This window comes from Paenibacillus puerhi (assembly GCF_009846885.1).
Classification (GTDB): Bacteria; Bacillota; Bacilli; order Paenibacillales; family NBRC-103111; genus Paenibacillus_G; species Paenibacillus_G puerhi.
Window position 1 is genome coordinate 322,779 of the sequence record NZ_WUWM01000002.1, and the last position, 26,316, is coordinate 349,094.

Genomic DNA, 26,316 nt, shown 5'->3' on the forward strand with positions numbered 1-26,316 from the left:
ATAGGAGGGATCGATCCTCTGACCTCATCTCTGCCAGCGATGCGCTTTCCTGCTATGGTCAGTTGCACTGCCCCAACTGAATTTTCGCGTGTGTATTCTTGCTATTACTAACGTTGATATATTGCTCTCCCCATTCGCCCAATTGGTCTAATATCGGCTTCAGCGATTTTCCGAATTCACTTATTTCGTAAATAACTTTCGGCGGCACCTGATTATATATGGTTCGATTAATGATTCCCGCTTCTTCCAATTCCCGAAGCTGCTGCGTCAGCATCTTTTGGGATAGATTAGGAATCGCTTTTTTGAATTGGCTCGATCTCATAGGCCCGCAATTTAGATAGCACAGAATCAATAGCTTCCATTTCCCCCCAATTACCTCCAATGTCGCTTCTGCAGGGATATTATAGAACTGAATCGATTGATCTTCCATAGATATCCACCCTCCAAATCGTTTTTAGGTACTTTACCGTATCTATAGCACTTAAAGGTTCTATAAGAACAAAAAAGTGCGTTCTTCCTAAATTTCACAACATCAGACATAATGCAATTGTAACATACGAAAAAGGAAGGTGACACAGTGTGAACGTTTTAACTGTTGTATCGCACCCCAGGGTGAAATCTCTTACGTTTGCTGTCGCAGACAGATTTACTCAAGGCCTCATTGATGCAGGTCATCAGACAGAGATTCTGGACTTGCACCGCCACGGATTCAATCCTGTGCTGTGGGATACAGATGAACCTGATTGGTCATCTGAGCAAAAGAGCTTTTCGCTTGAAGTAGAGGTAGAAATGGAACGCATGCGGAAACATGATGCTCTTGCCTATATCTTTCCCGTATGGTGGTATAGTTTGCCGGCTATGCTCAAGGGGTATATTGATCGGGTATGGAATAATGGTTTTGCGTATGGCTCCAATAAATTGCACCATCGACAGGTGCTGTGGATCGGTCTCGCAGCCGATTCGAGGGAAGGCATGGCAAAAAGACAATATGATGCTATGATGAGCCATCAACTGAACGTCGCCATAGCTGGGTATTGCGGGATTGAAAACAGTAAGGTTGAAATTTTGTACAACACCTTGGATGCAAACACGGAAATACACGAACAGTTGCTCCTGCAAGCATATGAGCTCGGATTGAATTATAATGATGCAAATCACTTCCGCCATGCGTCTCGTGGATAATTTATGACCTGCTTCACTTTGGAGCTTCGATCTTCGGCATCGACTCTGTCGGCACGAACGCCGAGCTGATAAAAGGAAGGAAGATCAACAGATAGGAAAAGACGCTGGCACCTTCCACTGTTTTTGCAGACAGCTCGGCAAGCGCCGCGATCCTGGTCAAAGCCAGCGTGAACAGGATGAGTATGCCGGCTACGACAAGCCGGGACATTACACCCGCCGACGATCGGATGCCCATTATGAGTGCTGCGAGAATAATGACAATAATCGAAATGGCGTTGGATACCACCGAAGTTAGCACATGCCCCCACAACACGGTGGAACGAGAAATCGGCATAGAGTTGGAAGCAATTGCTTTTTCATCTCGCTCCCCCTTTACTTTGTTTTACCCTTCCCCTTGTTCATGGCCTTGTTAACTTCTTGGTCAACCGATTCTTGATAGATGTCCGTATAAGTTTTTGAATCCTTGATTAAATCGTCGCAGAAAGACGCTACGTCTTTGCCCGTCACTTCGAGCACGCCTTTCCCCAAGGCCGCGCCTTCTTCAAAAAGATCGACAATCCCCGAGAGCAAACCCGTCCCGTCAGTTAACTCAACAGGGCCGACCTTAAAGAAATATTTTTGAATTTCTTTATACACAATCCGATAATCTTGCGGGAGCGCTTTGACACGCGCCACGTGAGCGCGCCACTCTTTTTTGCCCTTGATGATATCTTGTATGCTCATTTTATCTTCCTCCTACTTACCTAATTTTTTTGCGATATTATTGTTGAGTTGCTCGCGCCACTTGTCGCGGTACGACTTTGCCCCTTCTTCGCCGGCCAGCGCTGAACAGAAGCCTTTGATATCGTCACCCAGAACCTCTTGGACGCTCTGACCGTCCGCCGCCGTTTCTTCGAGTAGGCCAAGCACACCGTCAAGAATGGGCATGAGGTTGCGACCGGTGAAATCGGAGTGCGGCCATAGATGGGTATTAATTTTTTCCCAGGCCGCTTGATAATCAGCTGGCAGCTTTTTGGCTCGCGATTCAAAAGCTTTCATTTCTTTAGTCATGTCGCTTCCTGTGATTTTCTCCCAAAAATTCATTGTTTGTTCTCCTTTAACTCATTTATTTTTGATGACACGAACTCCCATTTTCCCCAGAACCTTTGCAGTTCCTCACGCCCCGCATCGTTTAGCGTAAAAAACTTTCTCGGCGGCCCCATATCGGAGGGCTTCTTGGTGATCTCTACCAGCTTATTTTTTTCAAGACGGATCAGAATCGTATACACCGTTCCCTCTACGACATCCTGGAAGCCCAGGGCGTTCAGTTGCCGCGTGATTTCGTAACCATAGGTTTCTTGGCGGCTTATAATTTCAAGGACACAGCCCTCGAGCACGCCTTTAAGCATTTCCGTTAAGTTATCCAGCATCTTCACCCCTGCTATTCTGTATTACTAACTACTGCTATATAGTATTACGTAGTAGTCGGTTTGTCAACAGCGTTTGTTCTTCTCTCAGCAATCAGCTTGGCGACATCGGACTCATACCTGTAGCGGCCTGCCTCAGTAATAATCCTTCTTATCTTATATCGTTATGTCCCCGCAGCTATCCCTGTATGAAAAATAAGAAAGCCCCGACGATTCCTTGATGAAACCAGGAACCTCGGGGCGCGCTTCTCCGGCGTGTCATTCTCCTCCTAGATCTGCTGTTGAACGATTTTTCATACAAAGGAGATGAATTCAACCGCAAAACATCCGTTTTGTTCGATTTTTCGTTCAAAATCAATTGCTATCGCCAGAGTATCGATAATTTTGTACGATTTTTCACACAAATTAGATGAATCCAACCGTAAAATATGTTTTTTGTTCGATGTTTCGTTCAAAATCACGCTGAAGTACAAAAAAGCTCGGCTTCGCTGGAGTAAATGGCCGAATCCTGATCCCACTTGCTGACGAAGCCTTGCCCTCGATGACGATCTTAGCCGTGGATTCAGACGCCGTACTCCTCCGCTCGTTCCCGCAATACGCAAGTCCTTGACCATGAATGCACATAGCTATTTAAACCCGCCCATTCGCAATATTGGCAATAAAGGCATTGTTAAAATGAGCGATGAAATCTTGAAGTGGCCTTATGCTTTGAAATAAGTACTTGTTTGTTGAGCGACCACGATCAGGTTCGAGCATAATATCAACATACAAAAAAACCTTCAACACTCGGAATGTTGTGTTTGAAGGCTTTTTGTGTGACGGAGCTGTAGGGTCGGTAACGAGTTCAATACGAACCGGGGGCCATTTTATATATTGCTTTTACCTTGAAACAATTTTTTATCAAAAAATAAAAGAACGATGAAGAGAATAATTCCTACTAACAATATCGATGCTGTCGTAATAAACGTAAGCATGGTAGCCGTGTTCTCCATCTTATAGTACACGAGCATACTGAGCGGCATAAGGCCGCCGCCAATCAGACTGGACCAAACATGTAATTTAGCTGTTTTTTTCATGCCGATTTCTTTAAATACATAATAAAAAATACCATATGCAAAAAGAGTTAACCAACCGACAACTAGAATATGAGCGTGACCCGGGACCATGGCATAGTCCTTTCTCCCCGCTATATCCGATCCAAGCAAGGCACCGATCAAAGCATATACTGCCGAAATACGCATGAGCCATTTACTATAAACTACCATTATATTCTCGCTCCTTTATGGAAATTTATACCTTAGGCAATGTAATCGCTACATGAGTTCCACCACCAAGCTCACTTGACACTTGAATGCTGCCCTCATGTAATTCAACAATTTGTTTAACAATCGTCAACCCAAGACCTGTACCTTCTTTCGTTCGAGAAGCATCTGCTCGGTAGAATCGATCGAACACATGTGGAAGCTCATCTTCTCTAATACCTATCCCGGTATCTTTGAATTGAATGGCCACGTAAGGGCCACAGTCTTCCAGCTCAATTTGTATGGAGCCGTTGGGTTTATTATATTTTAAGGCATTAGTAAACAAGTTGTCCCACACCGTCTCTAATAAACTTCGATCACCCTGGTAAAGTACAGGAGATAGTTTATAGTAGAGCTCAATCCCTCTCTCTTCGATTCGCCATAGATATTTCTGCGACAAGCTTTTGAGCTGCTCATCGAGCGAGAAGAACTCCCACTTCAATCTGCGGCTTGACTGATCTAATGACGTGAGAAGCAACAGCTGCTTCGTCAAAACCGAGAGTCGTTTGGCTTCTGTTTGAATGACTGAAGAATAAGCAAATCGTTCTTCTTCTCTAATCGTCTGAGCGTTTAATAAATCCGCATACCCTTGGATATTGAGAAGAGGAGATTGGAAATCGTGCGACACGTTGCTAATGAACTCTTTACGTGACTGATCGTTCTCCTGCAATTGCTTCGTCATTTCATTAAAGCTCTCGGCAAGCTGTCCAATCTCATCTTTTCGATCAATCTCAAGCATATGATTGTACTTTCCCTCCGAAATTTGCTTCGTCGCTTCCGTAAGCTGCGTAATCGGACGAATCAGCCGTTTGGCAACGATGAGCATCGCGAGAAGACTAATGGCAGCCATCGATACAATCATCCCTGCAAAAATAATGTGCACCTCGGTAACAAGCAGTTCAATATTCGGTCGCAGGAATAACCCATAGCTCTCGCCTTCGTATTTAAACGGTACGCCTACTGTGTTTGCAAGCTCATTGGCAAACATTCCGCTCATAAAGATGTAGCTAGGGAATTCTATCATGCCATGATAGATATTCCCGCTAAATACAGATAGTTTTGTTGATTCCGGCAAATCCTTTACCACAAATTCACTCCCGAAAAATTGGGAATAGCCAGATTCGCTTGCCACATAGAACTGATAGCCGACCTGACCCAGCGTGGACAAATAATGCTCCAGATTCACATGTTTATTCGTTTCTATATACTGAGTAATTTCTTGAGCAATCGCAACATGCTTCTGATCATTGAGCTCCTCAGTGACCTGATAATAGTACATATTCGCCATGAAGAAGGCGACCATCGTACTCAACAATATCGTGATCATGGTCGTGACGAAAAATTGCCGGTAAAGTGTTTTCACGAAGGTTGAACCTCTAGCTTATAACCAAGACCACGGATCGTGCTGATTTCGATGTTAGCACCCAGACGGGCTAAGCGTTCGCGAACTCGCATCATATGCGTATTCAACGTATAATCATCACCTTCATAGTCATGCCCCCAGATTTGCTCCATAATCGTGCTCCGCTCAACGACATGATTCAAACGGCTTGCTAATAAAGCGAGTAGTTCAAATTCCTTTAACGGCATAATAACCGATTTCTCACCCGTCGACACTTCGAATATTTTACGGTTAATAGTCACGTTACCTACTTGAAGGATCGATTGGTTTTCTTTTTCAAACCTTCTTAATATGACGGCGATGCGAAATAGTAATTCCTCTGGTTCGAACGGTTTTACAACATAATCCTCCGATCCTGCTAGGAATCCTTTTGATTTGTCTTCTAACTCGCCTTTTGCAGTCAAGAGGAGAACAGGAATACCGTAATCTTGACTTAAAATTTTTGTTAATTCTATGCCATCCATACCAGGCATCATCACGTCAACTACGGCCAAATCAGGCACTTCCTTCTCCAGCATATCCAGAGCTTCCGCTGCGTCACTTGCTTTGAGCACTCGGTATCCTTGACGTGTTAGATGAATGCTTACAAGCTGTAAGATGTTCTTGTCATCATCGATCACAATGATTTTCAACTGAACCCCCCCTCCCAATCAAGACTATACAGAGCCAGCCCGCTCTGCACAAGGTTCCGTTACTACTTCTTATCCTTTTCGAAGAACAGGATTAATGATGGCAATAACATTCCACGAACTAAGAACGTATCCATGAGAATACCGATGGCGACAATGAAGCCGAAAACGAACAGGTCTGCGATGGGCATCGTCATCAATGCTGCGAAAGTTGCCGCCAATATGATACCAGCCGATGAAATGACGCCACCCGTGTTACGAATCGCAACTTCTAATGCTTCCTTCACTTTACGTGCTTTACGTTCCTCTAAGAATCGTGACACTAGAATAATGTTATAGTCGATTCCAAGAGCGACTAAGAAAATAAAGGCATATACAGGAACACGCGTACTTACCGCATCGTACCCGAAGAATACCTCAATTAGGAAAATACCGAGTCCTAATGCAGATACGAATGAGATCAGAATCGTAGCCATCATGTAGGCTGACATTTTAAACGATTTGGTCAGCACGAACAATAATACGAGGATCAGTAGCGTTTCAAGTACAACGATTACCCATATATCGCGCTGATTAACATCACGTTCATCAACTAGCTTCGGTGTAACGCCACCATAATGAATTTCTCCAGATAAGTTAACCTCCGCTAGCAAGTCATCACTACGATTACGCAGCTCCTTGACCAAATCGATCGCTTCTACGGAATAAGGATTAACATCAAGCGTCATGCTATATTTTAGAGCCTTGGCATCCTCTGTTTTATTATTCAGCCTAACAGACGCAACGCCTTCCTCGTTAAGCAATCTCGAACTAATCGCTTCGATTTGATTTTCAGCTATGGGTTCATCGCTTGTTACTAAAATCGAGGTGGGTGCTAATTCCCCTTTATTATAGTTGGCTTCCACAATTTCATACCCTACACGAGAGGGCAAGTGCTTTTGGAAATGATTTCACTGTATCGAATTCATAATTGATGTTAAAAATATTCAATGCTGTCACAAGCATAATAATCCCTATAAGTCCGCCTGATAGTCCTGGCTTGTTGACTACAAATTTTGCAACAGGACCCCAGAAGCCATGCTTCACTTCCTCGGATTTGCCAAACTTAGGTACCTTTGGCCAGAAGGATTTGCGACCGAACAATGTGAATAAAGCGGGTAAAAGTGTGATCGATGCTAACATGATAATGGCCATCGTCATACCAAAAATAGGTGCGAAATTCTGATAATCGCGGAAGTTCGCAAAGAATAAAATGAGCATGGCCGCAAAAATAGTACCGCCTGCAATAAATACGGGCTTACCTGTAGCACGCATCGCATGCTTCATTGCATCATACTTGCTTTCGTAATGATTCAACTCCTCACGGAAGCGCGAGAATACGAACAGGGAATAGTCAATAACAGCTGCGAACAGCAAAATACTCATAATCGACGTGGTCGAGTTATTGATTTCTAATCCGCCTGCACCCATTAATCCAATGATCTGGTTGGTAACTTGATATACAATCGCTGTCGCTAATAATGGAATGAGCGCTAATAAAGGTGAACGGTAGATAATGATTAGAAGCAATAAAATAATTCCAATCGTTGCCAGTATTAGTACGAAATCTGCTCGCTCAAAGAGCTTTAACGTATCGCCTACAATACCGGCAGGGCCTGTTATATAAAATTGCGTATTCGTAAGTCCTTGCGCCGCCTGATTTCCGATCTCGGCAACTTTATCCACCGTTTCGCCCATCTGACGACTGTCAGCACCAGCGTCTAACACCATCGGAATAATCATCGTTGATTTATCTTCTGATTTAAAAGATTCTACCGCCTGAGGCGGCAGGTTAGCGATATTAACAATGTCGTCTATGCCAGCTACATTAGCAGCAATAATGGTATCCATGATCACGGCTACTTCGTCTACCTTGATTTCCCCGTTATCATTATGAAAGACGAGGATCCCAGGTGTTCCTTGATTGTTCGGAAAATACTTTTCGAGCTTTTCGTTAGCTATGATGGACGGTGCCTCGTTAGGCAATGACTGAAAGTTCGTTACTTTGTAGTCGTTTAATTTGGGTCCAGCACTTAAACCAATCATAAGAACAAGCCAAACAATAATTGTAATCCACATGCCCCGCTTTGTCGAAACCCGATCGGTTATGGATTGTAATAAAGTATTCATTATTCCCTCCTTGAGTTCTAATTCATCCATACGAATGAACTTTCTAGCTGACGTTTCACATTATATTCTCCCCGTATAAACTCAAAATAAACTTTTGATAGTTTCGAAGTCTGCTCCAGAAACTTCCTTCTGGTATTCATAATAAAAAAGCCGACCCTATTGGATCGGCTTTCCTTGCCGACGAGTGTATGCCATTTTCCCGGATGCAGCCCTCAAACTTGTCAATAACTCACTTACTCTTGTGCAAGAGGACCAACCCGAAGCGTTCGCGAATGAACTTATCCACTTTATGAACTCGCGGCAGTGATGGTTGAAAGGTGGTTTGATCCCTGTATCATAAACGGGGGTCAGTCCAAGGCGGTGGAGCTCTTAATGTTGGTAGTATGCGAAAAAAACTGACGATAAATAAAAAGAAGTGCACAAGCAAAGATGATCCCGTAAGCATAGAACTCCAATTCGTAACCCATCCAGTAAAAAGTTGTGCCTACTACCGGGCCGATCGTCATCCATACGTAACGAAAGAAATTATAAACCCCTGTAGATGTAGCTCGGTATAAAGGCATTACATTTGCAAGAAGCGTTGTTTGCAAAGGAAGCGATACTCCGAGAAAAATGCCGAATACAGATATACTAACGGTTAGAATCGGTAAGGATACCGATGCGGCGATCGCAAACAAAAACACGGATGCCATATTGAACGAGGACAGTACCACCAGCAGTTTTTTCGTTTCATAATGCTCCTGAATACGTCCGCCTATCAAACTTCCGATGACGATACAAATTGAAATGGGAAGGAACATCAACCCGGTCTGACTGGGGGTCAGTGCATACAGGTCGTCAAGGATATTGGGGAGCAATACTAATAGGGAATAAAACACCGAATATTGTACTGAGCCAAGCACCACTATGCCTAGTCCGATCCGATGAGTCAGCACAGCGGACAATTGTCGAAAACGGAATCGGTCGCTCCCGCCTTGTACTGTTCTTGTTTCTGGCAGACTGAAGAACAGGACTATCCAAAGCGCCAAGCTAATTCCGAGAAGAAACCAGAATAAACCGTTAATCCCATAATATTGTCCGATAAAACCGCCGAATATGGGACCGAGACCCGGTCCCAGCGCGACAAGCATTTGATAGATACCCATAGATCGTCCGCGCATTTTGCCTTCAAACAAATCGCCGATTATCGTAATGGCAGCTACGGAGCCAACCGCAACTCCAATTGCCTGAAGCGCGCGAAAAATGATAAGAATTGGAACTGTGTACGACAATGCCGCTCCAACAGTCGCGAACAAATAAAACATAAACCCGATCAGCAGTATTCGGCGTCGACCATATTTATCGATTAGAGGACCATATATCAGCTGCATAAATGCAAAAAAGATGGGATAAATGGAAACCGTCAAATTAACGGCATTTTGCGAGGCATGAAATTGCTCCGCTATTTCCGGAAGCAAGGGCGTATAGATCGTTTGGGTAAACGGACCGAAGAATGCTGCCGTGGAAACTAAAAACACCAGAAATTTTTTGCTCATACTTCATCCTCCGTAAGCCTATTTATTTACAACAAAGATCATACATAATATACTAACAAAATATAAGTACGCACTTTTTCGTTCAATACTTACCAGAAGGAGAGTATAGTTATGGCAGTCTCTGATGCTATATATGAACTGAACGGCAAAAAATATCAATGTCCCATCGAGCTTTCGGTCTCCCTGTTTGCCGGTAGATGGAAAACAACGATACTCTGCAAGCTGCTGGATGGAAAGAAAAGATACGGGGAACTCAAAAAGTTGATCAATGGCATTAATCATAAAATGCTTGCTGAACAATTACGTGATCTAGAGGATGCGGGGATCATCAAAAGGCATGTCTATCCCGTTGTCCCCCCAAAGGTTGAATATGAATTAACCGCTCTGGGCGAGGGATTAAAACCGGCAATCGAACATTTGCAGCAATGGGGCAAACAATTCCGATTGACGATTGAGGATTGACAAAGCACGATCCGATACAATATATACATAGCGGCAGTTCGAAGCGAGTATCATACTTCGAACTGCCGCTTTTTCTGTCGAAAAAAAACGGTTGTAAGCGAGACATTGCTTCCCTTTTGGTAAGTATTAAACGAAAAAGTGCGTACTTATTTTTATAAAGTTTATTATGTATGATAAGTTTCGTACTTCACTTTAAGGGAGGGAGGCTGAAAGATATATGCTGTACGAGGACACGGTATGGATTGAACTGATACGAGTGACGTAGCAAATGAGCCGCTATTCGAAAAAAACGAAATCGACAAACATACGTACAGGAGTGATCTCTATGAAAACGTTAGTCATTGTGTCTCACCCGAACCTGACCTCATCCCGCATTAATCAAGCATGGGTTGAAGCGTTGCAAAAGCACGATGATCTTACTATTCATCAGTTATATAAGGCCTATCCCGATGAAACGATTGATATAGCCCGTGAACAGAAGCTTCTGGAAGCGCATGACCGTATCATTTTTCAATATCCTCTCTATTGGTACAGCACCCCGCCCTTGCTCAAGAAATGGTTTGATGTTGTTCTTCAGTACGGCTGGGCTTATGGCCCCGGTGGGGATAACATGCAGGGTAAAGAAATCGGAGCAGCCATTTCCACGTATGGTTCGACGGCATCTTATCAGCCAGGCGGAGCCAACCGTTTTACAATTGAGGAGATCTTGAGACCCATCGAAGCGCTTAGTCATTTTATTAGCGCCACCTACCTGCCGCCCTTCTCGTTCAGCGATGTATCTAACGTGACCGATGAACAATTAGAGCAGAGCATAATCGATTACGTGAATCATATTAGATCCGTAACGTCTGTAGCCTAATAGCAATAAATAATAGATTTCATACCCTCAACACTTAATTCTTCTGGTGTCTTGAGGGTATATTACTATCGGCAGATCATGATGGGGGAGGCTGGACGGACATGAACCTTTCGAGACGGGCGCGCCAGCAAAGTAATGCTCCGTGGTGAAATTCGATACCGGACTAGTAAAGGCTACAAAGCGTCACAGTCACTTCCTGTGGGCAGTCTGCCCCTAGGCAAACCACTATAAAAACAGAAAACCACGCCCTATGGACGTGGTTTGAATTGTTTATTTGGTGGAGCCTAGGGGGATCGAACCCCTGACCTCATCGCTGCCAGCGATGCGCTCTCCCAGCTGAGCTAAGGCCCCGTATTTGGCGACAAGAATGATAATACCACGTACCCGCTGGCTTGTCAACGATTGGCGGAAAATTAATTATTTCCGCCATCTCCGCCGACTTGATGCTTAGTTAACAAGCCGCTAAGCTCCTTCATAAACATGTTGATATCCTTGAATTGCCGATAGACCGAGGCAAAGCGAATATAGGCTACCTCATCCACCGGATACAGCTCCGTCATGACGATCTCACCGATCGCTCGGCTATCGACTTCGGCGTGGGCCGTATTGCGTACTTGTTTCTCGACCTCGGATACAATCATCTCCAGCCGTTCCAGAGAAACCGGACGTTTCTCACAGGCGCGGATCAGGCCGCGCAGCATCTTCTCCCGGCTGAATTCCTCGCGGCTTCCGTCTTTCTTGATGACGACCAGCGGGGTCTCCTCGACCATTTCAAAAGTCGTAAAGCGTTTGGCGCACTTCTCGCATTCACGACGGCGGCGTATCGATTTGTCTTCGTTAGCGGAACGGGAATCAAGCACCTTCGTTCCGGAATAAGCGCAAAAAGGACATTTCATGTACGTTCGTTCTTCCTTTCTCTTTTCCAAAGACTCCCTTACATGAAGAGCATTCAAACGAGCATAATAGGGTTACTAACCGACAAGGAGGTGAACAGACATGGGTGCAGGTCAATCCCGCAGCAGCAACGTTCTGGTCGTGCCACAAGCTAACGCAGCGCTGGATCAACTGAAATACGAGGTAGCCCAAGAACTGGGGATCGCTATTCCTCAAGATGGTTACTACGGTAACATGGCTACTCGTGATACTGGTGCAATCGGTGGTCACATTACGCGCCGCTTGGTCCAAATTGCCGAGCAATCGCTTGCCGGTCAATTCAAATAATACCACGTTTTGCTGTAAACGAGAAGAAGTGCCGGCATTCTTCCCGCAAGGGCAGCTTGTCCGGCGCTTCTTCTGCGAGCTCCTTACTTCCATTCTTCGCTGTATAACTTACTATATTTGGTATAATAATAGATGACGCGCTGAAGATAATGCCTGGTTTCTCCATAGGGAATTTGCTGTGCACCCTCCAGACTTCCGTCCCATTGTTGGTCCTGAAGCCATCTGCTTACCTTTCCGTGTCCCGCATTGTAGCCTGCAATCATGGCATACATATTGCCGTCGAACTGCTTGTTCATCCAGTTCAAATACCAGGAGCCCAGCTCAATACTTACGGCCGGCTGATCCAGACGGGATCTGTAGCCATCGTCGAAGGGGGCTTTGTCGATGATCCAGGACGAGGTATCCGGCATAAGCTGCATCAGGCCGTAAGCGCCTTTCTTGGATTCAAGATCTGGCCTATAATTAGTTTCCACACGAATAATGGCGGCGATGAGAAACGGATCAAGCTCGTATTTCTTGGCATATCGGCGGATCTCGTCCTCATATTCTATGCTGTAGATCAGTCGGCCAATGAAAGTACTGCTTAAGAACAGAAAAACAAGAAAGGTCACCAGCAAAGCGGCGAATACCCGTTTCTTGCGCCAAAATTTCATGAAAGCCCCCTTTCCTTCCAGAACGCATCGATCTGCCCTTCCGTTTCCTCTAGAGAGCCCGTATTGGTAATAACGATATCGGCCATGCGCTTTTTGTCCTCGATGGACATCTGGGCATTCAAGCGTTTTTCCGCCTCCTCCGGACTCATGCCGTCTCTGGCGATCAGCCTGGCAAGCTGAACCTCCCGAGGCACATAAACGACCATGACCTCCTCAACCATCCCCTGCAGCCCTGACTCATATAAAAGCGGGATGTCGACGACGACCAGCTTGTCCGGATGGTCTTCCTGATACCTGCTCATCCTCTCCCGCATCGTAGCGCGGATAGGCGGATGCAGCAGACCTTCCAGATCGCGCAGCGCTTCCGGATCGCCGAATACCTTCTCTCCGAGCTTCTTCCGATTGAGCGAGCCGTCCTGCAGCAAGAGGTCCGCGCCGAAGCGCTCGATCACTTGGGCCAGCACGGGCGTATTCGGCTCTACCACCTCTCGGGCGATACGGTCCGCATCCACGAGCAACGCTCCGCGGCGGACCAGCATCGCAGCAACCGTACTTTTCCCGCTGGCAATTCCTCCAGTTAATCCGATATTCATAGCGTACTCCCTATTTAAGTTAAGTTCATGTATGAGTTAGAACAGTTTCATGATGCCCATAATAATAAGAACAAATCCGGGTATTACGGACAGCGGACGCATCCACGAGAAGCCAGCATACCGAAATCCGGTGCGTAAGCCCATGCTCAAAAATATACCGCTGGCCAGGGCGATGACCGCAGCCGTCAGCCATGGCGTAAAGCCAAGCAGAGCCGCACCGACCCCTGCGCCAAAAGCATCCAGGGACAGCGCCATTCCGAGCAAGGTTGCCTCATACGCGGAAATAATGCCTGATCGATCCATATCCGCGATCGACGGTTTTCGAAGGATTTGGATAACAAGCCCGAACCGCCTGAGCTCGATATAGATGATTTCCTTCGTACTCACAGGCACCTGAACCGGCTTCAAGGCTTCCCCCGGCTCCGGACGAGCTTCGGATTCGGCTTCATCCGAGCCCGCTTCTTCCTTATGCTGCTGATACAGTTGATACCAGGCCCATAATCCGATGCCGACCAGGATAAACGCTCCTATATTTTGGGCCAGCCCCGGATGCACCCATTCGCTCATCCAAGCGCCGATCTGCATGGAAATAAAAATTACCAATCCCGAGCAGCACGAAATAATTGCGATGGATAATAAGGGGATCCGGATCTTGCGGAGCCCGTACGTCACCCCTACGCCAAAACCGTCCAAGCTAACCGCCAAGGCCAATAACAACAGTGAAACAACCGGCAGCATATGCCTTTCCCTCCCAGCAAATGAAACGGCGTACCGACCTACTGGAGGCAGTCGCGCGTCTCCACGATGTTATACGCACAGCCTGCTCCGTAACAAAAAGGGCAGCGGGCTGGGCGGCTCATGGCTTACTATATGGGAGTTCTAGGCTCTTGGTGCATTAATTTTGGTTACGTCGCGTGCGTCCCGGCTTTTGGCAATGGGGGCAGAAATGCGTTCCGCGTCCCGCTACGACGGTTTTCTCGATAGGCCCGCCACAAGTATGACAAGGCTCTCCTTTGCGACCGTACATGCGCAGCTGATGCTGAAACATGCCCATTTCGCCTTGACCGTTCACGTACGATTTAATCGACGAGCCGCCCACAGCCACCGCATCGCGGAGCGTGGACACAATCGCTTCATGAAGCTTGGCCCATTCCTTGGCCGTAAGCGTATTGGCCTCGCGTTCCGGATGGATACCCGCCAGATACAGGGACTCATCCACATAAATATTCCCGATCCCCACGATATATTCCTGGTTCAGCAGCAGCGGCTTAATCTTTGTCGTCCGTTTGCCCAGTCTGTCACGGAAAGCCTGCAAGGTGAAAGCTTCGTCGAGCGGCTCCAAACCGAGCTTGACCAGCGGTTTTTCATTCAAATCCTGATCTTTGTCGAAGATATGCATCGTACCGAACTGGCGCACATCTTTATAGCGGAGCTCGCTTCCATCCGTAAAATAAAAGATAACATGCGTATGCAGCTCCACCGGCTCTCCCGATTGATATACCCCATAACGCCCCTCCATACGGAGATGAGAGACCAGCGTGTAATGATCGAACATCAGACGGAGAAATTTGCCGCGGCGCTCCACCGAGCGGATCGTTTCCCCTTCCAGCAGGGCAGCAAACATCTGGATATCGTCAGGCCGTTGAATAATGCGCGGCAGCAGCACCGCGACACGTTCTACGGTCTTGCCCACGACCAACTGCTGCAGGGTTCGGCGGACCGTTTCCACCTCGGGTAATTCTGGCACAACATTCCATCCTTTCTTAACGGCAAGGGAAGACAGCCGGCCTTCCTAGACCAGCAGGTCTGTTCCCTTACTTCGCTTCGTACCAATTGGCTCCATCGTCGACCTCCACCTTAAGAGGCACATCAAGCTTCAGCGCCGATTCCATGACCTCGGCGACCATCGTTTTCATGAGCTCGACCTCATCGTCCGGCACCTCGAATACCAATTCGTCATGCACCTGCAGCAGCATCCGGCTGCGGACGCCTTCGCTAGCCATACGCTGATCCAGTTGAACCATAGCCAGCTTGATGATATCGGCAGCCGTCCCTTGGATCGGCGTATTCATTGCGGTTCGCTCGGCGAAGGAGCGGAGATTGAAATTCGACGCCGTAATTTCCGGCAAATACCGGCGGCGGTTCAGCAGAGTTGTGACGTAACCGTCCTGCCGGGCCATGGAAACAATATCATCCATATACTTGCGAACTCCCTGGAAGACGGCGAAATACTGCTCGATAAACCGTGCCGCATCCTTCCGGGTGATATGCAGATTCTGGGATAACCCGTAATCGCTAATCCCGTACACAATCCCGAAGTTAACCGCCTTGGCTTGACGGCGCATGTTCGAATCCACGTCCTCCGCCGACACGCCGAACACATCCATAGCGGTCTTCGTATGAATGTCCATATTATCGCGGAAAGCCTCGATCAGCTTCTCATCCTGGGAGATGTGCGCCAGCACTCTCAGCTCAATCTGCGAATAGTCGGCAGTCACGATTCGCCAGCCCGGCTGCGATGGCACGAATACTTTGCGGATCTTGCGCCCTTCCTCCAGCCGGATCGGAATGTTCTGCAGATTCGGATATTGGCTGCTGAGCCGTCCGGTTGCTGCAATGGTTTGCCGGTAATACGTGTGAACCTTGCTCGTATCCGGCCGCACCTCCTTCAGCAGCCCTTCCACATAAGTGGACTGCAGCTTGGCCAATGTCCGGTAAAGAAGAATATGCCCGATCATCGGGTGATAAGGCTCCAGCTTCTCCAGCACCTCGGCATCGGTCGAATAGCCGGTCTTTGTTTTTTTCACGACAGGCAGCTGCAGCTTATCGAACAGAATCTCACCAAGCTGCTTGGGCGAGTTGATGTTAAACTCCATGCCCACGGCTTCGTAAACATTCTGCATGATCTCTTCAATACGTCGATTAAGCTCGGCGCCATATTCCCTGAGTTCTCCGGTATCCACTTGGATGCCCTTCCGCTCCATCGAAGCCAGCACGAGCGCAAGCGGAAGCTCCAGCTCAAAGAACAGCTCACTCATGGAGCTTGCCTCAAGGGCTTCCTGGAGCTTTGGAGTTAACCGATGCACCGCCTCCGCCTTGCGGCCCATGAACGCACATAGCGAATCCTGATCAGGCAGCTTGAACTTGGCTCCTTTGCCGAAAAGCTCTTCGTCAGCAGGCAATGCCGGCAGGCCGTAACGCGAGGTTAAGCCGCTGAGCGTCAGTGCAGATTCTGTAGGATCAAGCAGATAGCCGGCTAGCAGCACATCGAAGTCCACGCCATTCAGCTCTATGCCCTTCCAATACAGCGCGAGGACTGCCCGATGGAGATCATAGATGGACACAGCTTTATCCTCGCTGGCAAGCCATTCGCGTAGGGGTGCCGCTGCGGTACTCACGAGAGCCTCGAAAGGCACGTAGTAAACCTTGGCCCTCAGGTCCGTATGGACGTCAGCGGCCTGCTCCATCTCCTTATCCTGTACGAAAAATGCAAGGCCGAGCAGCTCCGACGAATGCGGGTTTTCGCCGATAACCTCTACATGCAGCGCCTTGACGGACGGAAGCACTCCGATGAGCTTGTCTAGTACTTCAGCCTCTGCCGTCCATATACATTCGGCATAGGTTGTGTCAGCCTCTTGAGCTTCGCCCCCAAGAGTATCCAAGGAACCGCTTCCGGTTCCGTACAAGCCGAGCCGTTCCAGCAGCGACTTAAATTCCAGCTTGCGGAAGGTATCGCCCAGCAGTCCTTTGTCATAACCGCTGTATCCCAGCTCCGAGAGAGGAAAATCAATCGGAACCTCGCGGTGAATCGTCGCCAGCTCCTTGCTCATGCGTGCATCCTCGGCATGCGCGGCGACCTTCTCCCCCATCTTACCTTTGATGCTGCCGGCGTTCTCAAGCACTTGCTCAACGGACCCATACTCGTGAAGCAGCTTCAATGCCGTCTTCTCGCCGACGCCCGGAATACCGGGAATATTATCGCTGGCATCCCCCATCAGACCTTTCAGATCGATGATTTGATGAGGCTGAAGACCGTATTTTTCTTGGATATGCGCCGGATCAAACATTTCAATTTCACTGATCCCTTTGCGCGTTAAAGCGATATTCACCTTGTCTGAAGCCAGTTGAAGCATATCCTTGTCACCGGTAACGACGATAGCCTCATACTCTTCGCTTTCATCTACAAGCTTTGTAACTGTCCCGATAATATCGTCCGCTTCAAAGCCGTCGAGCTCGAATTGCTTAATTCCAAAGGAAGCGATGAGCTCGCGCAAAAGCGGGAATTGCTCGGAAAGCTCAGGCGGAGTCTTCTCTCTTGTTCCTTTATATTGGGCATAGCCCTCATGTCGGAAGGTTTGCTTGCCAGCATCGAATGCTACCAGAAAATGCGAGGGCTCATAATCCTCCATTAGCTTTAACAGCATAGTAGTAAATCCGTATACGGCGTTCGTATGCAGCCCCTTCGAGTTGCTGAGCAGCGGAAGGGCAAAAAAAGCGCGATAAGCAATACCGTTCCCGTCAATAACGATTAACTTCGATCTGGACAACGACAACACCCCATTCGTACAAACTTTCCTGCTACCTCCATGATAGCATAGGAGCAGGAAAGAAAAAAACATCGCAAAAAAGAAGCGGAAAGAGGGGTGACCCGCCTGCCAACCGCATATTAATGAAAGAACTCGATCCTTTCCGCGCATGTGATTCAGAATGCCGATGCGCCAGTGAATCGGAGGGATGAACGTGAATGAAGCGAAGCCGCTGAGCGGCAAGCAAGTCATTTTCTTTGATGTCAATCAAACACTCGTGTTGCAGGGACTGAGCTTCGAGGCTTGCTTTCGGGAGGTTTGGGGGGCGTATGCGGCACGATGGGAAGCGGCTGCGGGGGAAAGCGACAAATTGTGGGAGGCATATATTACCCGTTGGCATCAGCGCAAAAAAGCCCGGGCTACGTTCAAGCAGCTCGATGAACTGCAGCAGCAATGCCTGCGCGAAGCTTTTCTCGAGCGCCGGATCCCTGTGTCAGGCGCGATGGTGAACAGCTTTTTGCAGGAGGTGCTGCAGCTGCAAATTTCGGCCAAGACGATGCCGCCGCGTACGCAGGAAACGCTCTCGCTGCTTGCCCCGCGCTATACCTTGGCTATCATAAGCAATAGCCCCCGGGTAGAGGTTCTCCTATTGCTCGAACGCTTTGGGCTTCAGACCTTCTTCCCGCCGGAACGCATCTATACAGCCTTGAAGCCTGCGGACAAGAAGCCTGCTCCTGTACTGTTCAAGTCGGCCTTGCATGCACTCAGGCTCACACCTCGTCACGCGGTCATGGTAGGTAACTCCTGGAGGCATGACGTATGCGGGGCAGTGAAGGCCGGGATGGATGCCATCTGGCTCCACGAGAGCGGAGATCCGGCGCTCGAGTCTCCCAAGATTAACCGGCAAAGGCTAGGCAAGCGTCAAGTTTATCTTATCAAACGAATAGAGCAAATGCTGGGCTTGTTTTCCTAGGCTAGGTAATGCCAGACGTTCCTTGCCAGCACGCAGCGCCGCATTCCCCTGCTTGGTCACAGAATACAACGCTGCCTCGATGCGCTTTTGATTTCTTCTTCAGCCGCGCCGCAGTCAGTGAGATTTGCTCCGGCGTGACATGCCTTCCCGATTCGCAGACCACCAAGGACAACGACAGCGTTACCCCGTCGCTATCTACTTTATTGCCGTGACGGTCCTCGACATAGGTCCAGCTCTCGACCTCGTAGAAGGCCGATACTCCTGCATCGAAACGCCTGATCATTTCCTGGCACAGCCTCTCCGAATCCGGGCAAGCCGTAATCGCGATAAAATCATCACCGCCGATATGACCGACAAAATCGTAAGGCGACCCCATCATCTGAATAGAGTACTGGATACAATCGGCCGTAAATTGAATCAATTGATCTCCCTTGTGAAAACCATAGCGATCATTGTACCATTTGAAAAAATCCAAATCCGCATAAATGACGGAAAATCGGCCTTCGCTAGCCAGTCGCCTCTTAATCTCCCGGTTGATTTGTAGATTCCCGGGCAAACCTGTTAAAGGATTCGCCACTTTGGCATTTTCCATCTTGGCGTTCGTGATGCATTCCAGAATCGTTCTTACGGATGCCATTCCATGCATTTGCCCGTTTGAGGTAATGATGACCAGATCGTACAAATGACCGCTGTCCCGGCTTGTCGCAAGCTTCGAGACGAGTTCGACCGGCTTCCCCTCATCCACGATCAAGGGATCGTCGTCCATCAATTGATCGATTGGCCTGTTCCAGAATAATGAGTATCCATACTGGCCTGCCAGCTGCTGGAACAGCCGTTCTCTCATGATGAGACCTACGGGTCTCCCTTCCTTCACTACGACTGCACCCTGGGCCTCCACTCGGCTCTTAAAATAATTCGCTACAAGCGAGATCGGCGTCCCCGCTTCGAAGGTCGGGCTGGGCGCCGCCAGCTCGCCGATCGTCAGGATATGTCCCGTCCAATCCAGCATACTTCGATGCTCGACGATTTGACGCCGGATGTCCTGCGGTATATCGATTGGTTTCTCTGCGGATGGTCTCCCCAGCAAATAGCCTTGACCGTAATGAACCCCCATTCTTGTCAGCTTCATGAGTTCGTCAGGCGACTCGATTCCTTCAGCTATCAGATAGATGCCCAACTTGTCTGCAAAAGTAACCAGCGTCTCCAAAATATATTCCTTGGACTTGCTTCGGTGCATGCCGGCAATAAGCGACTTGTCTGCCTTAATATAATCGGGACCGAGCTCCGCTATGGCCTGAAGAGAGGAATACCCGGCTCCCGCATCATCGATGGCAATCCGATATCCCTGCTGTCTGTAGTGATCCAGCACTCTTTTAGCTGACGCAAAATCCTCAATCGAGCTCCTCTCCGTAATCTCAAACACGACGTTTGAAGGCCTCAAGCCGCGGGCGGTCAGGAGCTCCAAGGTCTTGCCCGGAGCAAATAACGGATCATTCAGTATTTCAGCCGATACGTTAATAAACAATAATTGCTTCTCATGGTTAAGTCTGACCCCTTCGATCGCTTTGGCACGGGCCAGCCGATCGAGCGGATACAGCAGTCCTTCCTGTTCCGCAATAGAAAACATAGGCAGCGGCGAACGAAACCTGCTATCCTCGGGTCCCCGGGTCAGAGCTTCGTAACCGGCAATTTCCCCATCCCGCAAAGAAACGATCGGCTGGTACACGGAGCGTATCGACTGTTGTTGAATAATATGCTCAAGCTCCTCCCGAAGAAGCGTGAGCTCATCGGTTGATTCCTTCCACCCTCGTTGTGCTGCCATATGCATCCTCACTTTTCTTCGTTTGGCGACCGCTACTTATTACCTACTTTAGCATAGGACTTTCAACCCCGTGTTAACTCCGCATGCATTTATGTAAATGTGTTGTAAACATTTTTTATGGCTTTGAGGAATGTCAGGGAAACCCTGCTTTACTCAGCTTCAGAGTCTGACTGTCTGTCTGACCGACTGTCTTACTGTCTTACTGTCTTACTGTCTTACTGTCTTACTGTCTTACTGTCTTACTGTATTACCGTCTAACCGTCTGTTTCTCTGATTGTCTAACTGTTTACTTGCTTTTTCAGCCCCTTTGAGGAATTATCCCCATCGCTCAGTAGGCAAAATATAAAAGGAAAGATTGATAGAAAAGCAAATATATGTTATATTATATAGGAACAAATGTTCTTATTTTTTCCAACAATGTCGTAAAGGAACGGGGGGACGTGCATGGAAAAGAACGCTATGGACTTTGATTATTTCCGCCGGTTTTATGCAGACGAAGCAGCCTGCGAGAACACCCTGTTCTCAGCCAAGTGGCCCAACGGTTTTACGTGTAGCTTGTGCGGGCATCAGCATGCCTACCGGATCCGTACGCGGCGGTTGCCGCTATTCGAATGCAGACACTGTGCGTTCCAAGAATCTTTGATTGCCGGAACTGTGATGGAAGGCAGTAAAACAGCTCTAAGCAAATGGTTTATGGCCATCTTTCTTGTATCGGATACTTCTTGCAGCATAAATGCCCGTCAACTCAGCTCTATCATTGAGGTCACCTACAAAACCGCATGGCTCATCCTGCACAAGCTTCGTCATGCCATAACCCTATCCAATGACCAGAAGCTATTAGCGGGCATTGTTCGAGTCAATGTCGCCTCGTATGGCCGTCCCCGGTATTGCAGCAGCGTTCAGCATCCTCGTCAGCAGCTGCTTTTTATCGGCGCAGCCCTGGATGATAGCGGCGATCCTGTTCATCTTAAGATAAAGAAAGTGCCTGCTGAGCATTCGAATGGCAACTCCGTTCGCTCCAGTGGTAAAGAACACTTCAACAAGAGCTGTATCTCCCCCAGGCAAACCGAATCCGAGTTCGTGACGGCCCCATTCAGCCCGAAGCGTTTTCGCGATTTGCATGCAATCGCCCTTATAGCCGGTAGTTGGCTTAATCGAACCTTTCATGGTATCGGCCCTAAGCATCTGCAGGCATATCTGGAAGAATTCACTTACCGGTACATGCTTTCCAGATCAGACCGCTCTCCCTTTTCATCGCTCTTGAATCTAATGGCCGCTTCGCCTCGAACCACTTATTTCCGGATCGTCCATCCGGGCTTCTTTTCCACAGGCATGGCTTCTCCTGCTGGATAAGCTTTGTTTTTTCTTGAACCCACATAACGATATCCTGAACGGCGCTATTTAGCAGGAACTAGCCAGGTGCTACTTTCTTTCAGAGAAAGCTAATTCGATTATCGTTCTTCTATGAGGTCATATGAGCGTTCATTCAGCGGGTCACATTAGTGTTCTTTCATTGGGTCATATAAGCGAATCTTTCACTGGGCACATTAGCGTTCTTTCGTTGGGTCATATTAGCCATCATTCATTGGTTATATCCGTGTTCATTCATTGCTCACATTAGCGTCATTCATTGGTTACATTTGTGTTCATTCATTGGCTCACCTTAGCGATCATTCATTGGTTACATTTGTGTTCATTCTTTGGCTCACCTTAGCGTTCTGTCATTGGGTCACATTAGCATTCTTTCATTGGAAACTTTAGCATTCTTTTATTTGTCATGAACTTATGGGACCACAGGACTTTTGTGGGGGTCAGCATATTTTTGTCGATTCATATTTCTGGGGTTTGTTTAGCAAACTTTCTTTGGGCGGTCGTACCTGGATAGGAAGGGAAACTTCCGAGGACAGCTTATGGTAAGAAAGCCGTATAAGCGGTATAAATAGTCAGTCGAAGTCGAGTCCTTTCCTGAGCGATCGGGATAATCTCCAAAGGAAGTGCAAACCGACCTTACGGTCAGCCGAGCACTCAAAATCAAGCATGCTCAAAACTTAGCATCCAAGCAGCAACAGCCGTTTCTTCATAGACCGGATTGCCAACGACCCGGCCCAGCTTAATCAAATCCAGGGAGCTCAATGAACTTAATCAACTCAATCAGCCCAGGCAGCCCAGGCAGCCCAGGCAGCTCAGGTCAGGTCAGGTTAAGTTAGGTCAGCACAGCACAGCTCAACTCCCCTCTCCTCTCAGCTCATACAAAAGAACAGCTCTCCAAAATCCAAGAGAGCTGTTCTTCTAAAACAGAGTCTAAATATTCAAGTCCTTGCGCTTGCCTGTCACCATGTAAATCACACTTTCGCCTATGTTGGTTGTATGGTCGGCAACCCGCTCCAGATATAAAGCCGACATCATAAGCTGGGACAGCTCACGGTTGCGCGATACATCGACGTTCATCAAGCCGTTAATCTCATCGACGATAGCGCTGTATTGCTTATCTACCTCGTCATCGCGCTCAGCCAGAGATGCGGCACGGTGAATGTCACGATCGGTATAGGAGGCCAAGCTTTCGCTCAGCATTTCCTTCACCAGGACGGCCATATGGGGGATGATCTCGAGCGGCTTAACCTGCGTTTTTCCAGCCAGACGTCGAGCAATTTTGGCGATATCGACCGCATGGTCACCGATACGCTCCAAGTCGATAGCGATTTTCAGTGCTGTTCCGATTATACGAAGATCGCTAGCCATAGGCTGTTGGAGGGCAATCAATCGCAGGCAATTTTCCTCCACTTCCAGTAAAAGCTCATCGATCTGATCATCATTCTCGATAATGCGCTGAGCCAGAGCTTCATCCCGCCTGCTGAGTGCCTCAACCGCTCCTTCTATGCTGTTCTCAGCCAGACTGCCCATCTTGAGCAGTTCACTTTGCAATTCTTCCAATGCGGAATGAAAATTCGATCTTGTATCCATTCTGGCATTCGCCCCCTAGTCTTTGTTATCCGAAGCGTCCCGTGATGTAATCTTCTGTGCGTTGGTCGGTCGGTGTTGTAAAGATTTTTTCCGTTTGGTCTGACTCAATCACTTCACCGTTCAGGAAAAAGGAAGTAAAGTCCGAGATACGTGCAGCCTGCTGCATATTGTGCGTGACGATGACGATCGTGTATCTGTCGCGCAGCTCGCGAATCAATTCCTCAATTTTCAGAGTGGATATCGGGTCGAGCGCAGAGGTTGGCTCATCCATAAGCAATATCCGAGGATTGACAGCCAGCGCACGCGCGATACAAAGACGCTGCTGTTGACCACCGGACAACCCGTATGCCGACTTTTTCAGATTGCCGCTGACTTCCGTCCACAGGGCGGAGGCTTTCAGACTGGATTCCACGATGTGATCGAGCTGCTCTTTATCTTTTATGCCGTGAATGCGAGGACCATACGCAATATTATCGTATATCGATTTGGGAAACGGATTGGGCTGCTGGAACACCATCCCGATGTTTTTACGCAGCAGCTCTACGTTTACGTTGGGATCGTAAATATTTTGCCCGTCTATGTTGACTTGGCCGTCGATCTTGATGCCTTTGATCATATCGTTCATTCTATTGAGCGTCCGCAGCAGCGTAGATTTGCCGCAGCCCGATGGACCGATAAAGGCAGTAACGGAGTTTTCAGTTATATCCATATTTACTTTCTTAAGTGCGTGAAACTCGGAGTAGTACAGATCAAGCTGCTTGATATCCACTATCGTTGCCATGACTTCTATTCCCCCTGACCGTCTTCTAGAGCTTTCTCTGATACTTGTTCCGCAAGTAAATGGCGAATGCATTCATGCTGAGCAGCATGACGAGCAGCAGTATAATTCCCGCAGCGGCTACGTTCTGGAATTCGGCTTGCGGCTGGCTGGCCCAGTTAAAAATTTGAATCGGCATAACGGTGAACGTATCCAGCGGCGAGCGCGGCAGGAAAGCCACATAGGCGACGGCTCCGACTACGATCAGAGGAGCTGTCTCCCCGATAGCCCGGGACAGCGAAAGAATAGAACCGGTCAGAATACCGGGAAGGGACGATGGCAGTACGACGCGCACGATGGTTTGCCAGCGGTTGGCCCCAAGTGCAAACGACGCATTGCGCAGCGATTGCGGCACGGTCTTGATCGCCTCCTGTGAGGATACGATGATGATTGGCAGCACCAGCAGGGTCATCGTTAATGCACCCGATAAGATACTGCGCTCGAGATGAAGCAAGCGTACAAATACCGTCAAACCTAGCAGCCCGTATACGATAGAAGGTACGCCGGCCAGGTTCGCTATATTGGTTTGGATGATCCGACTGAAGCGAGTGTCCTTCGCATATTCCTCCAGATAGATGGCTGTGGAGACCCCGATGATAAATGTCAGCGGAGCTGTGATCGCCATCAGCCAAAGCGTACCGACGAATGCAGCTAATATGCCCGCCCGTTCAGGGAGCCTCGAGGAATAGTTGCTCAGGAAATCCCAATCCAACCAGCCGAGGCCCTGGACCAGAACTTGTATCAACAGCAAGGCAAGAGCAAGCACGCCAAAGCAGGTAGAGGCGAAATACAACCGATGGTACAGCTTGTTTTTTCGCTTGCGGCGATTGATGTGCAGAAGCGTTTCTTTGCTTTCCATCAGTATTCCTCCCTGAACTTTCTCGAGATATAGCTTGCCAGAATATTCATGATTAGCGTCAGGACGAATAAGGTCATCCCTACCGCATAAATAGTCAAGTACTCCGTGGAGCCGTAGCGGGTATCGCCCGAGCTTACCGAAACGATATACGCCGTCAAGGTTTGCAGACTTTGCAGCGGATTATAGGCAAGCACTGCCATATTGCCCGCGGCGAGCGTCACGATCATGGTCTCCCCGATGGCTCTGGAAAGTCCCAGTACAAACGATGAAACGATCCCGGACAATGCTGCCGGAACTACTATTTTAATGGCAACCTCTAGCTTCGTGGCTCCTAAGGCATAGGCTCCGTTACGAAGCGCGGCTGGAACGGCGACCATAGCATCCTCGCTTAGGGACGAAATAATCGGAATAATCATAATGCCTACGACGATACCAGCGCTAAGCGCATTGAAAATTTCCGTTTGCGGAATAATAAATCGGAGCACAGGCGTGACAAAGGTCAGCGCAAAAAAACCATATACAATCGTCGGGATGCCGGCGAGAATTTCCAAGATTGGCTTTATAATATTCCGTACCTTTGCAGGTGCATATTCACTTAGATAAATGGCGCTGCCCAGTCCGATCGGTATAGCTACTATGCTCGCTATCACCGTAATCAGCAGCGTTCCTGTGATGAGCGGCAATACACCGTACTCAGGCGGCTCGAATAACGGCGTCCACTTGATGCCGGTTATGAAATCCCAGAAGCGAACCACCCGGAAAAAGCCCACCGATTCAAAAACAAGTATAAAGACGATCCCTACCGTGGTGAGAATCGAGATAATGGCGAAAAACGCCAGTATTTTCGGAATTAATACATCTGAAGAAAGTATACGTTTTTTCTTCTTATAATTGACCTTCGAGCTGGCCGTTGTTGCTGCTATCTGTCCTGCCATTTTCTCCATTA

At 48.1% G+C, this 26,316-nt stretch carries 25 protein-coding genes, 1 tRNA gene and 3 pseudogenes; 7 read left to right on the forward strand and 22 right to left on the reverse strand.

Going from position 1 to position 26,316, the window contains the following annotated elements; translation table 11 throughout:
* Positions 1 to 58: 58 nt before the first annotated feature.
* Positions 59 to 430, reverse strand: a complete 372-nt coding sequence (locus GSF01_RS03125; RefSeq protein ID WP_159881556.1) for a winged helix-turn-helix transcriptional regulator — start codon at positions 428 to 430, stop codon at positions 59 to 61.
* 149 nt (positions 431 to 579) lie between these two features.
* Between GSF01_RS03125 and GSF01_RS03130 the strand changes: the two genes are divergently transcribed.
* Positions 580 to 1,182 carry an NAD(P)H oxidoreductase gene (locus GSF01_RS03130; protein ID WP_159881557.1) on the forward strand — a complete coding sequence of 201 codons (603 nt, stop codon included), beginning with the start codon at positions 580 to 582 and terminating at the stop codon, positions 1,180 to 1,182.
* Positions 1,183 to 1,216: 34 nt separating this feature from the next.
* On the opposite strand, the pseudogene GSF01_RS03135 reads toward GSF01_RS03130, so the two are convergent.
* The 4 genes and pseudogenes from GSF01_RS03135 to GSF01_RS03150 all read right to left on the reverse strand — a co-directional run.
* Positions 1,217 to 1,522 (reverse strand): annotated as a pseudogene (locus GSF01_RS03135) (ABC transporter permease); the annotation flags it as partial.
* A gap of 32 nt (positions 1,523 to 1,554) precedes the next feature.
* The gene (locus tag GSF01_RS03140) at positions 1,555 to 1,905 is read right to left on the reverse strand and encodes a DUF1048 domain-containing protein (protein ID WP_159881558.1); all 351 of its coding nucleotides are present in this window, start codon (positions 1,903 to 1,905) and stop codon (positions 1,555 to 1,557) included.
* A 12-nt stretch (positions 1,906 to 1,917) separates the two neighbouring features.
* A complete protein-coding gene (locus tag GSF01_RS03145) occupies positions 1,918 to 2,265 on the reverse strand; it encodes a DUF1048 domain-containing protein (protein WP_159881559.1) in 348 nt (115 codons plus the stop codon).
* Positions 2,262 to 2,591, reverse strand: coding sequence for a PadR family transcriptional regulator (locus GSF01_RS03150; RefSeq protein ID WP_159881560.1), 330 nt, complete (start codon positions 2,589 to 2,591; stop codon positions 2,262 to 2,264). Before GSF01_RS03150 ends, GSF01_RS03145 begins: the two co-directional genes overlap by 4 nt.
* A gap of 573 nt (positions 2,592 to 3,164) precedes the next feature.
* Here GSF01_RS03150 and GSF01_RS03155 point away from each other — a divergent pair.
* Positions 3,165 to 3,290 (forward strand): annotated as a pseudogene (locus tag GSF01_RS03155) (DUF4872 domain-containing protein); the annotation flags it as partial.
* Positions 3,291 to 3,454: 164 nt separating this feature from the next.
* Here the strand turns inward: GSF01_RS03155 and GSF01_RS03160 are convergent.
* The 5 genes and pseudogenes from GSF01_RS03160 to GSF01_RS03180 all read right to left on the reverse strand — a co-directional run bounded on the left by GSF01_RS03160 (position 3,455) and on the right by GSF01_RS03180 (position 9,624).
* Entirely contained in the window at positions 3,455 to 3,853 is a 399-nt protein-coding gene (locus GSF01_RS03160; protein WP_159881561.1) for a hypothetical protein, read from the reverse strand.
* A gap of 25 nt (positions 3,854 to 3,878) precedes the next feature.
* Positions 3,879 to 5,252 (reverse strand): sensor histidine kinase, encoded by a 1,374-nt coding sequence (locus tag GSF01_RS03165; RefSeq protein ID WP_159881562.1) that lies wholly within the window; start codon positions 5,250 to 5,252, stop codon positions 3,879 to 3,881.
* Positions 5,249 to 5,923 (reverse strand): response regulator transcription factor, encoded by a 675-nt coding sequence (locus tag GSF01_RS03170; protein ID WP_159881563.1) that lies wholly within the window; start codon positions 5,921 to 5,923, stop codon positions 5,249 to 5,251. The genes GSF01_RS03165 and GSF01_RS03170 overlap by 4 nt, the downstream gene beginning before the upstream one ends.
* Positions 5,924 to 5,985: 62 nt before the next feature.
* Positions 5,986 to 8,089 (reverse strand): annotated as a pseudogene (locus tag GSF01_RS03175) (MMPL family transporter).
* A 347-nt stretch (positions 8,090 to 8,436) separates the two neighbouring features.
* On the reverse strand, positions 8,437 to 9,624 hold the full coding sequence (locus tag GSF01_RS03180) for an MFS transporter (RefSeq protein ID WP_159881564.1): 1,188 nt from the start codon (positions 9,622 to 9,624) through the stop codon (positions 8,437 to 8,439).
* A gap of 111 nt (positions 9,625 to 9,735) precedes the next feature.
* Between GSF01_RS03180 and GSF01_RS03185 the strand changes: the two genes are divergently transcribed.
* Both GSF01_RS03185 and GSF01_RS03190 read left to right on the forward strand, forming a co-directional pair.
* The gene (locus GSF01_RS03185; protein ID WP_159881565.1) at positions 9,736 to 10,086 is read left to right on the forward strand and encodes a winged helix-turn-helix transcriptional regulator; all 351 of its coding nucleotides are present in this window, start codon (positions 9,736 to 9,738) and stop codon (positions 10,084 to 10,086) included.
* A 325-nt stretch (positions 10,087 to 10,411) separates the two neighbouring features.
* The gene (locus GSF01_RS03190; protein WP_159881566.1) at positions 10,412 to 10,945 is read left to right on the forward strand and encodes an NAD(P)H-dependent oxidoreductase; all 534 of its coding nucleotides are present in this window, start codon (positions 10,412 to 10,414) and stop codon (positions 10,943 to 10,945) included.
* A gap of 275 nt (positions 10,946 to 11,220) precedes the next feature.
* Here the strand turns inward: GSF01_RS03190 and GSF01_RS03195 are convergent.
* Both GSF01_RS03195 and nrdR read right to left on the reverse strand, forming a co-directional pair.
* Positions 11,221 to 11,296, reverse strand: a tRNA-Ala gene (locus tag GSF01_RS03195).
* Positions 11,297 to 11,358: 62 nt separating this feature from the next.
* The gene (nrdR, locus tag GSF01_RS03200) at positions 11,359 to 11,841 is read right to left on the reverse strand and encodes a transcriptional regulator NrdR (protein ID WP_159881567.1); all 483 of its coding nucleotides are present in this window, start codon (positions 11,839 to 11,841) and stop codon (positions 11,359 to 11,361) included.
* Between the two features lie 100 nt (positions 11,842 to 11,941).
* Here nrdR and GSF01_RS03205 point away from each other — a divergent pair, with 100 nt between their 5' ends.
* Complete coding sequence (locus GSF01_RS03205; RefSeq protein WP_014369103.1) at positions 11,942 to 12,166, forward strand: alpha/beta-type small acid-soluble spore protein; 225 nt, start codon at positions 11,942 to 11,944, stop codon at positions 12,164 to 12,166.
* Positions 12,167 to 12,249: 83 nt separating this feature from the next.
* Here the strand turns inward: GSF01_RS03205 and GSF01_RS03210 are convergent, their stop codons facing one another.
* From GSF01_RS03210 to polA, 5 genes are all read right to left on the reverse strand, one after another.
* Positions 12,250 to 12,819 (reverse strand): lytic transglycosylase domain-containing protein, encoded by a 570-nt coding sequence (locus GSF01_RS03210; RefSeq protein ID WP_159881568.1) that lies wholly within the window; start codon positions 12,817 to 12,819, stop codon positions 12,250 to 12,252.
* Entirely contained in the window at positions 12,816 to 13,412 is a 597-nt protein-coding gene (coaE, locus tag GSF01_RS03215) for a dephospho-CoA kinase (RefSeq protein ID WP_159881569.1), read from the reverse strand. The genes GSF01_RS03210 and coaE overlap by 4 nt, the downstream gene beginning before the upstream one ends.
* A gap of 36 nt (positions 13,413 to 13,448) precedes the next feature.
* A complete protein-coding gene (gene ytaF / locus GSF01_RS03220; protein ID WP_159881570.1) occupies positions 13,449 to 14,150 on the reverse strand; it encodes a sporulation membrane protein YtaF in 702 nt (233 codons plus the stop codon).
* Positions 14,151 to 14,307: 157 nt separating this feature from the next.
* Complete coding sequence (gene mutM / locus GSF01_RS03225) at positions 14,308 to 15,159, reverse strand: DNA-formamidopyrimidine glycosylase (protein ID WP_159881571.1); 852 nt, start codon at positions 15,157 to 15,159, stop codon at positions 14,308 to 14,310.
* Positions 15,160 to 15,226: 67 nt separating this feature from the next.
* Complete coding sequence (gene polA, locus GSF01_RS03230; RefSeq protein WP_159881634.1) at positions 15,227 to 18,031, reverse strand: DNA polymerase I; 2,805 nt, start codon at positions 18,029 to 18,031, stop codon at positions 15,227 to 15,229.
* A gap of 121 nt (positions 18,032 to 18,152) precedes the next feature.
* On the opposite strand from polA, the gene GSF01_RS03235 reads away from it, so the two are divergent.
* Positions 18,153 to 18,911 (forward strand): HAD family hydrolase, encoded by a 759-nt coding sequence (locus GSF01_RS03235; protein WP_159881572.1) that lies wholly within the window; start codon positions 18,153 to 18,155, stop codon positions 18,909 to 18,911.
* Between the two features lies 1 nt (position 18,912).
* On the opposite strand, the gene GSF01_RS03240 is transcribed toward GSF01_RS03235, so the two are convergent.
* The gene (locus GSF01_RS03240) at positions 18,913 to 20,733 is read right to left on the reverse strand and encodes a bifunctional diguanylate cyclase/phosphodiesterase (protein WP_159881573.1); all 1,821 of its coding nucleotides are present in this window, start codon (positions 20,731 to 20,733) and stop codon (positions 18,913 to 18,915) included.
* A 444-nt stretch (positions 20,734 to 21,177) separates the two neighbouring features.
* On the opposite strand from GSF01_RS03240, the gene GSF01_RS03245 reads away from it, so the two are divergent.
* Positions 21,178 to 22,086, forward strand: a complete 909-nt coding sequence (locus GSF01_RS03245; protein WP_159881574.1) for a transposase — start codon at positions 21,178 to 21,180, stop codon at positions 22,084 to 22,086.
* Positions 22,087 to 23,034: 948 nt separating this feature from the next.
* Here GSF01_RS03245 and phoU read toward each other — a convergent pair.
* The 4 genes from phoU to pstC are packed head-to-tail and all read right to left on the reverse strand — an operon-like array spanning position 23,035 to position 26,314.
* Positions 23,035 to 23,694: a phosphate signaling complex protein PhoU gene (gene phoU, locus GSF01_RS03250; protein ID WP_159881575.1), complete on the reverse strand. Its 660-nt coding sequence runs from the start codon at positions 23,692 to 23,694 to the stop codon at positions 23,035 to 23,037.
* A gap of 25 nt (positions 23,695 to 23,719) precedes the next feature.
* Complete coding sequence (gene pstB, locus GSF01_RS03255; RefSeq protein ID WP_159881576.1) at positions 23,720 to 24,475, reverse strand: phosphate ABC transporter ATP-binding protein PstB; 756 nt, start codon at positions 24,473 to 24,475, stop codon at positions 23,720 to 23,722.
* A 25-nt stretch (positions 24,476 to 24,500) separates the two neighbouring features.
* A complete protein-coding gene (pstA, locus tag GSF01_RS03260; protein ID WP_159881577.1) occupies positions 24,501 to 25,370 on the reverse strand; it encodes a phosphate ABC transporter permease PstA in 870 nt (289 codons plus the stop codon).
* Positions 25,370 to 26,314, reverse strand: a complete 945-nt coding sequence (pstC, locus tag GSF01_RS03265) for a phosphate ABC transporter permease subunit PstC (RefSeq protein ID WP_407945735.1) — start codon at positions 26,312 to 26,314, stop codon at positions 25,370 to 25,372. The genes pstA and pstC overlap by 1 nt, the downstream gene beginning before the upstream one ends.
* Positions 26,315 to 26,316 lie beyond the last annotated feature (2 nt).